The organism is Sphingobacterium sp. ML3W, assembly GCF_029542085.1.
Lineage (GTDB): Bacteria > Bacteroidota > Bacteroidia > Sphingobacteriales > Sphingobacteriaceae > Sphingobacterium.
This window is the reverse complement of sequence record NZ_CP107036.1, coordinates 779,418-792,622: the sequence shown is the minus strand read 5'-3', so window position 1 is coordinate 792,622 and position 13,205 is coordinate 779,418. Positions and strand designations below refer to the sequence as shown.

Annotated in this window: 15 protein-coding genes; 5 read left to right on the top strand and 10 right to left on the bottom strand. The window is 37.7% G+C overall.

Annotated elements, in window-relative coordinates:
* Both OGI71_RS03325 and OGI71_RS03320 read right to left on the bottom strand, forming a co-directional pair.
* Positions 1-1,059 carry a hypothetical protein gene (locus OGI71_RS03325; protein WP_282253875.1) on the bottom strand — a complete coding sequence of 353 codons (1,059 nt, stop codon included), beginning with the start codon at positions 1,057-1,059 and terminating at the stop codon, positions 1-3.
* A gap of 243 nt (positions 1,060-1,302) precedes the next feature.
* Positions 1,303-1,716: an Imm70 family immunity protein gene (locus OGI71_RS03320; RefSeq protein ID WP_282253874.1), complete on the bottom strand. Its 414-nt coding sequence runs from the start codon at positions 1,714-1,716 to the stop codon at positions 1,303-1,305.
* Between the two features lie 471 nt (positions 1,717-2,187).
* On the opposite strand from OGI71_RS03320, the gene OGI71_RS03315 reads away from it, so the two are divergent.
* Positions 2,188-3,042 carry a class I SAM-dependent methyltransferase gene (locus tag OGI71_RS03315; RefSeq protein ID WP_282253873.1) on the top strand — a complete coding sequence of 285 codons (855 nt, stop codon included), beginning with the start codon at positions 2,188-2,190 and terminating at the stop codon, positions 3,040-3,042.
* A gap of 207 nt (positions 3,043-3,249) precedes the next feature.
* On the opposite strand, the gene OGI71_RS03310 is transcribed toward OGI71_RS03315, so the two are convergent.
* From OGI71_RS03310 to OGI71_RS03295, 4 genes are read right to left on the bottom strand one after another with little or no spacing between them, the layout of a single operon-like run.
* A complete protein-coding gene (locus tag OGI71_RS03310; RefSeq protein WP_282253872.1) occupies positions 3,250-4,839 on the bottom strand; it encodes an MFS transporter in 1,590 nt (529 codons plus the stop codon).
* 2 nt (positions 4,840-4,841) lie between these two features.
* The gene (locus OGI71_RS03305; RefSeq protein WP_282253871.1) at positions 4,842-5,888 is read right to left on the bottom strand and encodes an HlyD family secretion protein; all 1,047 of its coding nucleotides are present in this window, start codon (positions 5,886-5,888) and stop codon (positions 4,842-4,844) included.
* 10 nt (positions 5,889-5,898) lie between these two features.
* Positions 5,899-7,236 carry a TolC family protein gene (locus OGI71_RS03300; protein ID WP_282253869.1) on the bottom strand — a complete coding sequence of 446 codons (1,338 nt, stop codon included), beginning with the start codon at positions 7,234-7,236 and terminating at the stop codon, positions 5,899-5,901.
* Positions 7,223-7,474 (bottom strand): hypothetical protein, encoded by a 252-nt coding sequence (locus OGI71_RS03295; protein WP_282253868.1) that lies wholly within the window; start codon positions 7,472-7,474, stop codon positions 7,223-7,225. The genes OGI71_RS03300 and OGI71_RS03295 overlap by 14 nt, the downstream gene beginning before the upstream one ends.
* Positions 7,475-7,566: 92 nt before the next feature.
* Here OGI71_RS03295 and OGI71_RS03290 point away from each other — a divergent pair, with 92 nt between their 5' ends.
* Positions 7,567-8,346, top strand: a complete 780-nt coding sequence (locus OGI71_RS03290) for a helix-turn-helix transcriptional regulator (protein ID WP_282253867.1) — start codon at positions 7,567-7,569, stop codon at positions 8,344-8,346.
* A gap of 53 nt (positions 8,347-8,399) precedes the next feature.
* On the opposite strand, the gene OGI71_RS03285 is transcribed toward OGI71_RS03290, so the two are convergent.
* Positions 8,400-8,762 carry a helix-turn-helix domain-containing protein gene (locus OGI71_RS03285; protein ID WP_282253866.1) on the bottom strand — a complete coding sequence of 121 codons (363 nt, stop codon included), beginning with the start codon at positions 8,760-8,762 and terminating at the stop codon, positions 8,400-8,402.
* 166 nt (positions 8,763-8,928) lie between these two features.
* Between OGI71_RS03285 and OGI71_RS03280 the strand changes: the two genes are divergently transcribed.
* The 3 genes from OGI71_RS03280 (at position 8,929) to OGI71_RS03270 (ending at position 11,632) form a co-directional block, all read left to right on the top strand.
* Complete coding sequence (locus tag OGI71_RS03280) at positions 8,929-9,723, top strand: SDR family oxidoreductase (RefSeq protein WP_282253865.1); 795 nt, start codon at positions 8,929-8,931, stop codon at positions 9,721-9,723.
* Between the two features lie 53 nt (positions 9,724-9,776).
* On the top strand, positions 9,777-10,100 hold the full coding sequence (locus OGI71_RS03275) for a nuclear transport factor 2 family protein (protein WP_282253864.1): 324 nt from the start codon (positions 9,777-9,779) through the stop codon (positions 10,098-10,100).
* A 354-nt stretch (positions 10,101-10,454) separates the two neighbouring features.
* Positions 10,455-11,632 (top strand): IS3 family transposase gene (locus OGI71_RS03270; protein WP_282251020.1). Its coding sequence is split into 2 segments (ribosomal slippage): positions 10,455-10,725 and positions 10,725-11,632, totalling 1,179 coding nucleotides; the frame shifts between segments, so codons are not numbered across the junction.
* 46 nt (positions 11,633-11,678) lie between these two features.
* Here the strand turns inward: OGI71_RS03270 and OGI71_RS03265 are convergent.
* Genes OGI71_RS03265 through OGI71_RS03255 form a run of 3 tightly spaced genes read right to left on the bottom strand, consistent with a single transcriptional unit; the run spans position 11,679 to position 13,179 of the window.
* Entirely contained in the window at positions 11,679-11,873 is a 195-nt protein-coding gene (locus tag OGI71_RS03265) for a winged helix-turn-helix transcriptional regulator (RefSeq protein ID WP_282253863.1), read from the bottom strand.
* Positions 11,858-12,538: an MBL fold metallo-hydrolase gene (locus OGI71_RS03260; protein WP_282253862.1), complete on the bottom strand. Its 681-nt coding sequence runs from the start codon at positions 12,536-12,538 to the stop codon at positions 11,858-11,860. The genes OGI71_RS03265 and OGI71_RS03260 overlap by 16 nt, the downstream gene beginning before the upstream one ends.
* Before the next feature lie 53 nt (positions 12,539-12,591).
* Positions 12,592-13,179, bottom strand: a complete 588-nt coding sequence (locus tag OGI71_RS03255) for a Crp/Fnr family transcriptional regulator (RefSeq protein WP_282253861.1) — start codon at positions 13,177-13,179, stop codon at positions 12,592-12,594.
* Between the last annotated feature and the right edge of the window lie 26 nt (positions 13,180-13,205).

Below are 13,205 nucleotides of genomic sequence, written 5' to 3'. Positions count from 1 at the left end.
TTATTTCTTTGTGTTACTAGTTGGTTCGGGAGTGAACAATGCCGCCTGAAACTCCGGCTGATAATCGTATCTCATCAGTTTTCCAAAATCCAAGGATTTAATGAATTTTGATAAAGGCCCCTCAGTAAGGTCAAGTTTCACGTCTTCTTTCTTTTTACTGGTTGCTTTTTTAAGTGCCCGTACATCTGTATAGCCGTGAGTTAATCTTCCGTTTTTATCCAAATTGATAAAATTAGAACGAACTATCTCAGGTTCTGTATTTTCTATATCTAATTTTTTTCCTCCTATCGAGAAATCCGGCTTACCTGATTCGTCGTAAAAAGTAAAGTTCATAGAATCTCCTTTGTCACTATAATCCATTGGGATCAGCCATTTCGGTAAGTTATATCCAACTACTCCTCGTACTCTGGCAAGCTCTGTATCTACGGGAAGCTTTAAAACGTAGCCCCAGAGGCTTTTGTTTTTTACTTCTCTGAGCAAAGAGAATACACCCCAGTTTCCTGCATCTGGTTTGGTCGTAACAATGGAAATCGACAGCTCGTTATATGAATCATTATCACAATAATGATACGCATAAGCTGTTATGGCAATAAGCCCTCGTCCCGGTGTGATGGAAATTGGTTTTACAATATCACGGACTTCGGCCGGAATAAGTTTTTTCAAGGTCTTCATATCAGCTGTATAGATTGCTGTAATACTGCTGTTACTGTAATAGAAATTGGGAGAATAAGTTATAAATCCAACGTCCTTTTTCTCTTTTTCGATAGTCTTGAACCAGCTAAGATCAATATCCGGTCTTTCTTTTTCGATGACAGACAATGGCGGATTTGAACGGAACCGATCATAAAGGCCATCCTTTAACACAGGAACTTGATGTCCTGCGAGATCGATAATTGTCTGTTCGGGTTGGATAGTGTCCATCATGGTTTGATTTTTTTGGTTTGCAAATAGAGTATTTGAATCAAAAGATTTTTGATATGCAGCAGCAAAACTGCCTGCTATTACTTGTGAGTACATACTTAAAAGTCCTGCGGTTGTCAATATTTTAATAATATTCATACTTTTTTATTTTCTATGACAAAGTTCAGAACTGTGAAGACAACAAGAGTAGCTGGATTAAGGGAAGTAGTAACAGAATCTCTGTTTTTGGAAAAAGCTACCCAATAGGGAAGATTAGGAAATAAAGGAAAAATAAAGAATGATACTCTGGGACATCTCTTTGTTAACTAAATTTAAATTGACAAAGAATCAACTCCAATCTATTAATTACCAAATGTAATAAGGGATTACTTAAAATAAAATTTATAAACTATAGACTAGCACTTCTTTATTAACTCTCTTAGCAGTAACCAGGGCTTTATCGAATACAACTGATAGATTTTCACCATCGCTGGTATAAAAATAATTGTCCAGGCTGGTTATTGTTCCAGCGATATTATCACCCCATGGCGGCCGTTTTGACAGATTTTCAATATCCCAGATTACCATAGAAGGAGCATATTCTTGCAATTCGGCAAAAATCTTTTTTATTTCTTCGCTCGCCAGATCTACTTTCTCTGGAGATAAACTTCTATAGTATAATTCTTCCATAATGAAGGGGAAACGACTCCCCCATTTATTGTTCTCAAGGTTGTAAGCAACTGTTGAAAAGAATGAATGTAGAATATTGCCATTACCTATTTTATAAAAGATTGGGCCTACTTTTAATCCTACCATATTTTAAATTTAATAATATTTTTTCAAAGAGAAACGATGACATTATTTTCGAATTCTCTTTTCAACCGTATTGTTTGCACTCTCGGTCAGATCAGCAAATTTAGTTGCGATTTCATACTCTTTATCATATGCTACCGATAGATTGTCAAATTTGTTTTAATAATAGCAACAATTACTGGGATCTCTTTGACAACTTTAGTAATAGACTCCAACCTGCCAAAGGGTCTTGTGATATTTTTTTCGCTAGTATCTGTAGTCATGGGTTTACTTTTAAAAATTGAATTTGTGGATGATTGGCCTTGCTTTTTGTACCATTGTAGGGAATCCTCAGCGGAACATAATTTCAAAAACAGATAAACTAACTACAAGGTAATATTTATAATAAAAAAAATTATTTAAACCCCTATTTTTCTCGTATTATTGCATTAATGAATATTTGCAGCAAATAATTACACCTCTCTTTCAATCATTATGGACAACCCCTTAAAAAGTAAATTTAAAATTTCACCAACTGCTAGCTTAGTACTTTGTTTAGCAAGCGAAATTTACCAAGATGGAAAAACATGCCAGGCATATTTAGAAAATATTGAAACTTCAGAAGGGGAACTGCTTTTAAAGAGCTTTAAACAAATTTTCGAACACTCCGAGTCAATCGCTGTACTGAGAAAAAGATATATCCGTAATCTTTTCGATTACTACGCTAATCAATTCACACAATTCCAGGTCTGTATTTTAGGAGCAGGTCTTGACCCAATTTCACTCTATCTACTAGAGCAATACGACCATCAAATTGAAACAATCTTTGAAGTTGATATTGAATTTATGGATGAAAAACGGGCTCTCTATACAGAATTGATCGGTGATCAGGATAAAGTGAAGCTGATCACTCATGATGCTACCGATATTGCCCCCTTGTTGGATGAATTAAAAAGATTGGGCCATCATTCGTCAAGTCCCACTATATTCCTACTGGAAGGTTTTGTCTATTACATCAGCCGGGATAAGTTCAGTACACTGCTTGAAAAATTAGCCGCTGCTGATGGAAAGAAAGTGGTCATACTAGACTACGTTTTACCATTTGAAACCATTCATGAAAGCAATCGAGAGAAATCCCGCCTCATGCTCCGTTCCCTGGAACAGGGCTTAGGCTGGCCAATCATGGTCTATCACAAATTTGATATAACTGGATTAATCCAATTTTTTAAAGGAGATATAATAACATCTGATTCGACACAGTCGATGGAGAAAAAATTATATGGAGAAAACGAAATTTACGTCCATCCAGCTAGTGGCTTTATGGAAATGATAAGTTTCCAGTTTTCATAAAAATCCTGAATTTGAGAAATTCAGCTGGTATACTAGTTTTTAGGGGGCGGATTATCCCTGTCAATGAAAATAAAATCAATATTGAGCAACTTTAAAGTAAAGAGGCGGTCTCAAATTCACTGTGGCAGCTTGTTTTTCCTAAATGAATTTACAGTGTTGTGTGTATGAATTATATTTCGTTATGATACTTTCTGGCATTACAAAATTTTAATAAGGAACATTTCCTTTTCTTAATCTCAAAACAACATGTTGAATTTGAGGTAAGAAGAGTAAAATAATGATGACGAAAATCAAACCTGTTAACATCAAATCATAATAATCTCTAGTAGCACGAGCCAATATTTGATGGCCTACCATCTGATTAAAATAGCCTAAGGATCCTGTTTTTGATGTATAAATATCACTACCTCCATTTATGTATTGGTTTTGAATATCCAGTAATGTGACAGGCAATTGAGGGTTCGTTTCGGTGAGTGATTCCCGAACCTTTTCCCTTACTGATGATTTTGCAAATAATTGAAGTTCGTTATTAAGTGCCAGACTAGCTGTAAACCCAGTGAACCTAGCTAATATCCCTACAAGCGAAGCATTTAAAGCTATTTTAGACGGTGCTGATGATGCGGTAAATGAAACAATCGGAACAAACAATACACCTGTTGCCACACCATAAATAAACATAGGTAGAAGGAAATCGATTGTTTCGCCCTGTACAGACACAAATAGTATCATATAGGCATAATATACGGCCATCAACCCAAAACCAACAATAATCATCCTGATCAGGTTATAACCCATCAATACAAATCGAGACGTAATAAACATACTCAGTGTAGTTCCAAAAATTACAGCGGCCCATACCGGAATGGTACTCAGTGGATGGTTTCCTAAAATTGCTTCAAGATAACCATAGGTTAGCCCTGTACTCCCTTTAAAGATATAAAAGGTAAAAAGAAGCAAAAGCCCTATAACAAAATTCTTTGCCTCAAAGATCTGTAAATTGATTAATGGTCGTTTAAGTTTTAATTCTCTGATAATAAAAAGAGAAAGAATGATTAGGTTAACTAAACTTAGGGTAATGATCAGTGAACTATCATACCATCCCAATTGTCGTCCGTACACAAGGATGTATCCTAATATCAAGATAAAAGACACATAAAATAAATAGCCTATCCAATCCACCTGATAAAGTGGTATCTTTTTGGTAAACCGGGCTTTACTGTTCATCGTAAGTAACACAACACACGTCAGTATGATGATTATGATAATAAATCCGTAGAATAACCAGTTGAAATCAAAGAAATGAATGACTACACTGGTATAGATAGAGTAAAATGGCACAGCTATTTGTATACTGCCATAAAGAAGACTATAAGCAATCACACGGGCACGTACAGACTGTAACCGTGGAAAAATAAGCTGTAACACTATTCCTGACATCAACGCACAGGTAATACCTTGCAAAAACTGGCAGAAAATAAATAATGTCCAATCTTTGAAATAAAAACAAACTACAGAACATATTGCATTTACTGCAAGTGCTAGCAGTAGATATTCCCTTGGTGCAAAATATTTTACGATTCTAAAATCCAGTGCCAGGAAAGCAACGGTAGAACCATAGACAACGACCATACCATACTGTACATCGGTAGGTTGTATTCCGTAAAAGCCCATCGCTGCAACCGGACTTCCATAAAAAGCAAAACTAAACAGACAGGTCATCAGAATAACAAATATGACGGATCTTGCCATCCATTCAGATACCCAGGATTTGAAAATTGGTATTTTATGTGCTTGCATGATTAATCTTTTAAAACGTAAACATTCGCATTCATTCCGGCAGAAAGCTTAGTTAATTTTTCGGGCGTATCGGTAAGTTCAATCCGAACAGGAATACGTTGGATGATTTTCACAAAATTACCTGTAGCATTATCTGGTGGAAGTAGCGAATAACGGGAACCTGTGGTTGGCGAAAGGGACTCGATTGTACCCGTAAATTTTTCATTCGGAAAAGCATCGACTTCAATAGATACTGCTTGCCCGATTTTGAATTTACCAATCTGTGTTTCCTTAAAATTTGCCATTACCCATTTTTCCTCGGTTTTGTTCAGCAAGAATGCCAATGTCTGTCCGGGTTGTATCAATTGTCCTGCCTGAATGGTCTTTTTACCGATTTGTCCATCAAAAGGTGCAGTGATAATGGTATATTTAATGTCCAATTCCTGTCTTTCAAGAAGTGCTTCTTTGATCTTTATTTCTGCCTGTATGGCATTGCGCTCTACCCTGAAATTATTTAGTCTGGATTCAGCGACTTGTAAAGAAGCTTTTGTCTGGTCATAATCTGATTGTGTGATGGATAAAGAAGCACTGATGTTGTCAAATTTTTGTTGTGTGGTAGATCCGTCAGCCAGTAGATTTTTATATCGGTCAAATTCTTTTTGCTGCTGGTTCAATCTCGCTTTAGCACCTGCCAATTGGGCCTTTATGACTTCAATGCTTTTAATCTGCGTTTTTTCGCTGGCAGCCAAAATCGGTAATTTGGCCTGTGAGCTCATGAGTTCTGCCGACACAGCATCTTTTTTCAACGCGTACTCATCCAATTCAATCACCACAAGCGTATCGCCTCTTTTAACCTGCTGATTGTCCTTATAATATATTTTACGGATATAACCACCTACTTTTGCATTTATTGGGGAAAGATAGGCATCGATCTGAGCGTCATTGGTCTGTTCATAGCGATATCCTTTTAAGAAATAGGTAGCTCCCCAAATAATGATTCCTACGAATAATGTGATACCAAACCATTTAGTCAGGCTTACAACAATTTTATCTGTTTTATTTTTGTTCATGATATTTATATTAAAGAATTCCGATAATTGCCAATAGCCTGATATGCGTGAGTTTTACGTTTGTTTGTGCTGTTGTCAGATTAAATTTAGCTTCCAATAAAGCATTTTCGGCTTCCAGAAGATCGGTCAGAAGAGATTCCTGGTTTAAGTAGCTACTTCTGATAACACGAACAGTTTCGGAGGTTTTAATGATATTTTGCTTCGCTGCTTCCACGCTCTCTAAAGCCTGTCGTTGCTGTAAATAAGCTTCTTTTACCTGAAGATAGATTTCATCTTTTTTAATGTTCGCTTTTTCTTTTGCCTGATTACTGACCACTTCGGCATGAGCGATGGAATGTTTGCTTTTGTATAGGTTATCGATAGAAAACTGGACTTTAATCCCTGTCTGACCAAATCCCCATAAATCATTCGAATACGGATAGAATGAAATCTGCGGATACGTGTAATTGTAATGTGAATACAAGGAGACTTTGGGCAATCGTGTCGCTTTTATCTGCTTGATGTTCAGCTCACTCAATTTAATATCGCTATGGACTATCTTGTACTCTGGCGATTTGTTGAAAGCGATATCTACATAATCGTAGTAGCTACCTTCTTCTGTGATAGCTTTTAATTCAATTGTATCTTGGTGTTTTATTACCAGCTCAGCATCATTTTCGCGCCCCATCAGAATATTGAGCCGTTGTTTGGCGATTTCAATCCTCTTCGCAACATCAGAAAGGCTGAGCTCCAGTTGCGATAATTTTACGGAGGTTCTCAGTACATCACTCTTTAGTACAGTGCCGTTTTTATGCAGGCTTTCTACGAGTGCCAGTTGTTTTTTTTCTGCTTCAATTTCTGCATCAAGAAAATCATGGAAATGCAGAAACTTGTACAAATCAAAATATGCAACTGCAACATTGTATTTTACGCTGTGCTTTTGCAGATCAACTTCATAGTGTGTGCGTATCTCTTCTTCCTTTTTCATGACGATGTTTCTTTTGTCTTTACCACCATTATAAAGATTGAAGTCCAAGTTGTAGCCCACTCCATAACCGTAACCTTTTACAGGCACATCCTGTGGAGAAGAGAATAGTCCATTGTCATAGATCAGGAATTTGGAATTGAGTTTTACATCTGCACCAACCGAAAGTTCCGGCAACAAACGGTCTTTTGCCTCTAATATTTCTAAATTACTTTGCTGAAGACTGAAGTCAGATAGTTTCAGTTGACAGTTATTTGTTTCGGCAACTTTCCAAATTTCTTCCAAGTTTAATATGTGCGCATTAGCTGTATGCTGGGCATAGAGAGATTGTGCAAATAGGGCTAACAATAAGCCCAAAATCGGGGCCATTTTATATTGTTTCATCCGTTTTCTTTATATATTTCTTTCTTCTTGCTAGCCATGGTTTTACTATCTTTTTCAATTCATCAAAGGCAAAGGTTAAATCTACCATTGGCATAAAAGCATAGTTATACCCATAAGCAAACCAGAAGATGTTAGCGCTATCAATTTCTTCATGTGAATGATATGATTTATTATCAGATTTTTTGGCTTGTGTTTCAAGTTCTAAATCTTTGTCAGGTTTTATGATGTTATGTTTCATAATGACTTTACTATTATTTACACGGCAAAATTATCCATCATAGCAAGGCATTACTTTATATAATTAGCCTAATATTTGTTAAATTTGGCCATATGGAAATTCTTAGCCAATTAATAAATACTGTTGATCAAAATCCTGATTCAATCCTGGTGATGCGACAGCAGATGGAACAGCGTTTGCCTGCTCATCAGCACAATAAGGCTCAGTTGTTATTGGTTTATGGTGGGATTGCTTATTTGCAGACAGACGAAAAGGATTTCTACATTCCGTCTAATCATTATATCTGGATACCAAAAAATTATCGGCACAACCTGATGTTCAACACGCAGGATCTATATATTATCAATATCTATTTTCCAGAAGAAAGAGCTGGTAATTTTCATAATGAATTGGGCATTTATCCGGTGAGTAAGCTTTTGGCTGAAATGCTCTCATTTAGTGAGAAGTGGCAAGGTGACTATTACAAAGGTTCATGGGAATTTGAATTTTTAAGCACGCTTAAAGGCGTATTATCAAAAGAAAATCTCAAAAAATTTTCCATACAACTTCCTACAACAGACGATCAAAGGCTCAATGCCATAATCGACAGTTTTAGAAATAGGTTAAATGAAAATCTAAGCTTAGATATTATTGCTCAACAATCGGGAATGAGTGTGCGTAGTTTGACCCGGTTATTCCAAACCAAACTGCACATTACATTTGTTCAGTACTTAAAAATGCTACGGATTATTAAGGCTATGGAATTAATCAACGATACGGATTTGAATATGACCGAGATTGCGTACGAGATTGGCTATTCAAATATATCTGCTTTTAGCAATAACTTTTATCTGCTGACCAACATGAGACCTACGGAATTTAAAATGAAATAAGAGCTGCAGCTTTAAATTTAAGTTGGAATGGAAAACAGATGAAAAATAAAAATTTACACACTTTTCAATGTGCGGATGATTACAGTTCGCAATTTTTCTTCATATTTATCTCCCCACATTCCTAAAGCACCAATTATAGGAATTAAAGACTGACCAAATTCGGTCAACTTGTACTCTACTTTGGGAGGAACTACAGGATAAACCGTTCTCGAAATAAGTTCATGTTCTTCAAGTTCTTTAAGTTGAATATTGAGCACTCGTCGAGATGCGTCTGGTATTTTGCGCTGAAGTGCGCTCGGACGTAAGTGGCCTTCGTTGATGAACCAAAGCAATCGCATTTTCCATTTACCATATAAGACCTCACCAATAAGGTCTAGTCCACATGTAAGATTAGGCATAGTTTTTCTCTCATACATAAAGCAAAGTTATATCACTGCCCGCATATGTACAATAGGGGAATAATTTATCCCTATTTGAATCGTAACTCCGTACTTGTGAGATCCTATGATACTCCGCAAATTTGTACAACGGAATAGATATTTTCGCCAATAGCGGATTGAATAGACAAAAAAATAAGAAAAGATGAGTAACAATTTAGATTATCAGAACGAGCTTATTGATAAGGTGGCAGTGGTAACAGGTGGTACGAAAGGCGCTGGAAAAGCTATAGCCGAACGTTTAAAATACGCTGGCGCAAAGGTGATCATTACAGCAAGAAATCCACCGGAAGAACTGGATAATAACGTGCATTTTATAGCAGCGGATCTGAGCAAAGCTGGCAGCGCAGAAACTGTTTATAGGGATGCAATAAGCAAATTCGGCCGAGTGGATATTCTGGTGAATAATCTCGGTGGTTCTGACACTCCTGGCGGTGGCTTTGCAGTATTGAAGGATAGTGACTGGGAAGAATCAATACAAATGAATCTCCTGGCACCAGTACGCCTCGACAAAGCTTTTTTACCACAGATGATAGAAAATAAAAGCGGGGTCATCATACACATCGCCTCGATCCAGGGTAAACTTCCACTCCATGATTCAACACTCCCCTACGCGGCTGCAAAAGCAGGTTTGATCAATTACAGCAAGGGGCTTTCCAAAGAAGTGTCCGCAAAAGGAATCCGTGTACTTACAGTTTCTCCGGGTTGGATCATGACTGAAGCGTCAGGTAGAATGATGGAAAGAATCGCCGCAAGCTCCGGAATATCAGTTGAAGAAGCCAAGCAGAGTGTAATGGAGGCTCTTGGAGGGATTCCTTACGGCAGACCAGCCTTTCCGGAGGAAGTTGCTGAATTGGTAGGGTTTCTGGTTTCGCCCAGAGCTGGCTATTTGACTGGAACTGAATTTGTCATTGATGGCGGAACACTTCCAACAATCTAACGGACTATTTATTTCAGCCTATATAATTTTTAAACAATAAAAAAATAAAAGCAATGGATTTACCAAAAGTCATAACAACATTAATAAAAGCACAGGATAACTTTGATAGCCTAGATTACTCAAATTGTTTTGCTCATACAGCAAAAGTCTATGATGAAGGGCACGCACACATCGGCAGGACAGAAATAAAAGATTGGATAGAAGAGGCTAATAATAAATACAAAACGATCATTAAACCTCTCCAATATGACGGAAACGTAGATCAAGCGGTATTAACAGCGGAGATCTCAGGAACCTTTCCCGGAAGTCCAATCCTATTAAAGTACTATTTTGAATTCGAAGACGGGCTTATCAGATCACTTCGTATTACATCATGATTATTAAAGTAAAGTTAATGAACGATCAACCACCATAAAATTGAAAAGAATGAAATCTGTACTGTCTTAAATAAATTTTAGCGTATAGAAAATTAGTCTTCATTTTTCAACAAGGAAGATTTGTGTAATTTCTAAAAAAATAATCTTGTCTTTTTGATTAATATAGAAGGAATTGTACTTTCTCATCCGGTGGTTTACCTGAAATAAAAGGGTCATCTGCCATTGTTTGGCATCCAGCCACTCCGGTATATCTCTCCGTATAACTCAGCAATTACATAGTATCAAGATACAGTATTGAAGTTGCTACATTTGACTGGACATTAAGTTAAGAGAATTTAATAACTTAACAGACTTATGTCAAGAGAAAGAAAAGTTTATACCAAAGAGTTCAAACTGATGAGCGTTGAACTGAGCAACACGCGTAGCGACCTTAGCGCGCTGGCCAGGGAACTGGATATTAGCCCAGCATTATTGTATAGGTGGCGAAAGGAACATTCTGTAAAACAAGGAAGTAGTTTCTCTGGGAATGGAAAAGTTATCTTGAGTGAGAGTGAACAGGAGTTAGCACGATTAAGAAAAGAACTTCGGGAGACACAGATGGAACGGGATATATTAAAGAAGGCTGTAAGCATCTTCTCCAAGAGCGACACCAAATATTCAGGTTCATAAGGGACAATAGGGAAATATTTTCAGTCGAGAAGATGTGTCAGGTGTTCAAGGTGAGCAGAGCGGGCTACTACAACTTTTTAAAGGGTATCCCTTCAAATAGAAGTATTGAAAACCAACAGATTACTATGGAAATCCAGGATGCATTTATAAGAAGTAAAAATACTTACGGCAGTCCGCGTATTACCAGAGAACTACACAAAAAGAATATTAAAATATCCAGAGTGAGGGTAGCCAAACTGATGAGAAAGGCCGGGTTAAGAAGTATTGTCAAGAAAAAATTTAAGGTGACCACAGACTCCACCCATAAGTTTTCGGTACCGGAGAATATATTGGACCGTGATTTTAAACCGGGAACACTTGGTGCAGTATGGGTATCAGACATCACTTACATCAAAACGCAGCAGGGATGGTTGTATCTGACAACTGTAATCGATCTGGGAGATCGAAAAGTAATTGGATGGGCTTTAAGTGAGACTATGAATGCGGTAGATACGGTGATTTCTGCTTTTAAAATGGCACAAAAAGCAAGGCCAATCACCCAGAAACTAATATTCCATTCCGATCGTGGCGTACAGTATGCCTGTCATGAGTTCAGCTCTATGGTGGAAAAAAATCCACTCATCATAAGAAGCATGAGTAGAAAGGGAAATTGCTGGGATAATGCTGTCGCTGAAAGTTTTTTCAAGACACTGAAAGCGGAATGTATATATCAGCATAAATTCGCTCACAGGAAGCAAGCTGCGCTTATTGTCTTTGAATATATTGAGACTTGGTACAACCGAAAAAGGCAACATTCTGCCTTAGGATACTTATCACCAGAGGAGTTTACTAGAAAAATAAATAAACAAAATATTGCAGCTTAACTAGGTGTCCATTTTATTGTTGCAATTCCAGTATTGCCAAACACTACTAATAGATATTGTCCGCTTCAAGTGAAATCAATAATTCGCCATATTCCTTCAGTACCTGAATTACAGGTAATGCATAGCGGGAACGGTCTGTTAATATATATTCTACCCGCGGAGGTTTTTCGCGAAATACTGTCCGGCTGATCATCTTTTTTTGTTCCAACTCCAACGAAGTTGACATTAAAACTCGCTGCATTTAGCCACAAATTGCTCAAACTTCCGATTTTTATTGATCATGATCGGACCATGACCGAAACAGATAATGGCAGGATTCAGTTTTGTAAGCTTCTGCAGCGATTTGATGTTGCGCTGCTGATCTGTGGTGAATAGATTTGGCGGAAGCTGTAGACCTGTCGCAGTTGTTAGCAGGTTCATATTTGTCGCCACATCTCCAATGATAAGTACACCATCTCGCTCACGGAATAATGAGATATGACCTGCCGAATGTCCGGGTGTCTCTATGACCTGAAAGTTTCCAATCTTATCGTTCTCAACAATTGTTCTTTGGACTTGATGTCCCTGCCCCGCCCAATACTTTTGTTGAAGTTTTGCTATCCAATGTTGTGGCCTTGGATAATCCTTGGTTACCATACCCGTTTCGGTCCTAAAAACTTCGGCGGGATTACAGAGCAAAGGTATCGCGAACTCTTTGCATAGCTGATCGCTACAGCCCTGGTGATCCGCATGCGCATGCGTAAGAACATGTTGGTAAACAGGTATTTCCTTGAGGGCTTTCTTTACAGTGGTATACGAACTCCGTATTCCGGAGTCTATCAATACACCTTCGATAATATAGCAGTTAATACTGTTTCGTGGCATCAGCGAAATCTGAACCACCTCGGGAGCAATGTGACGTAACATATTTTTTTGTGCAAATCTACATCGCTGGTCAGGAACGAATAAGGACATTTGTCCTATAATTCCTTGGGTCTATACAATTGTCCCTTGGCCCGGGTAAGCGACCGTTGCGTGACGCCTAGGTACGATGCCAGATCTTGTGTCGCTATACGACGGACGAGCATCGGTTCGTTCATCAAGACATGACGGTATTTATCCACAGCCGACTTATTATTATAATTAAGCAGGTAAAGCTCCTTTTGGTTATACTCCCACTCCATCACCGATTTTATAATACCGTTCCAGGTGGTAACCTGACCAAGCAGATGTAGATAGTCTGGATAGCTTATTCCATAGATTATGCTATCTTCTATCGCCCTGATGCTCCTTCTGGATTTTTCCTGCGCCACAAATTCCGGAAACGAGGTGGCAAATTCATTTTCAAACTTAAAGCAGGTTATATTTTCTTTTCCTTCATTGTCGATAGCATAAGCCTTTACGGCGCCATGAACAATAAATCCAATATAACGGCAAGTATCACCCTCTCGAATAAAAAAATCACCTTTCTTCAAGCTGATCGGCTTGAAGAAATTCGAGGAAAAGTTAATTTCCGCGGCTGAGAGTGCCCCTGTTAAGGACAAGTAATTTTTAAATATATCAGTCATTGGGCAATTTTTTCTTTCTTTTAATT

Coding starts and splice junctions, on each gene's coding strand:
- OGI71_RS03260 (WP_282253862.1), bottom strand. CDS start 12,538: ATGTTACGTCACATTGCTCCCGAGGTGGTTCAGATTTCGCTGATGCCA.
- OGI71_RS03320 (WP_282253874.1), bottom strand. CDS start 1,716: ATGGTAGGATTAAAAGTAGGCCCAATCTTTTATAAAATAGGTAATGGC.
- OGI71_RS03285 (WP_282253866.1), bottom strand. CDS start 8,762: ATGTATGAGAGAAAAACTATGCCTAATCTTACATGTGGACTAGACCTT.
- OGI71_RS03310 (WP_282253872.1), bottom strand. CDS start 4,839: ATGCAAGCACATAAAATACCAATTTTCAAATCCTGGGTATCTGAATGG.
- OGI71_RS03295 (WP_282253868.1), bottom strand. CDS start 7,474: ATGAAACATAACATCATAAAACCTGACAAAGATTTAGAACTTGAAACA.
- OGI71_RS03300 (WP_282253869.1), bottom strand. CDS start 7,236: ATGAAACAATATAAAATGGCCCCGATTTTGGGCTTATTGTTAGCCCTA.
- OGI71_RS03325 (WP_282253875.1), bottom strand. CDS start 1,059: ATGAATATTATTAAAATATTGACAACCGCAGGACTTTTAAGTATGTAC.
- OGI71_RS03255 (WP_282253861.1), bottom strand. CDS start 13,179: ATGACTGATATATTTAAAAATTACTTGTCCTTAACAGGGGCACTCTCA.
- OGI71_RS03275 (WP_282253864.1), top strand. CDS start 9,777: ATGGATTTACCAAAAGTCATAACAACATTAATAAAAGCACAGGATAAC.
- OGI71_RS03280 (WP_282253865.1), top strand. CDS start 8,929: ATGAGTAACAATTTAGATTATCAGAACGAGCTTATTGATAAGGTGGCA.
- OGI71_RS03265 (WP_282253863.1), bottom strand. CDS start 11,873: ATGCAGCGAGTTTTAATGTCAACTTCGTTGGAGTTGGAACAAAAAAAG.
- OGI71_RS03315 (WP_282253873.1), top strand. CDS start 2,188: ATGGACAACCCCTTAAAAAGTAAATTTAAAATTTCACCAACTGCTAGC.
- OGI71_RS03305 (WP_282253871.1), bottom strand. CDS start 5,888: ATGAACAAAAATAAAACAGATAAAATTGTTGTAAGCCTGACTAAATGG.
- OGI71_RS03290 (WP_282253867.1), top strand. CDS start 7,567: ATGGAAATTCTTAGCCAATTAATAAATACTGTTGATCAAAATCCTGAT.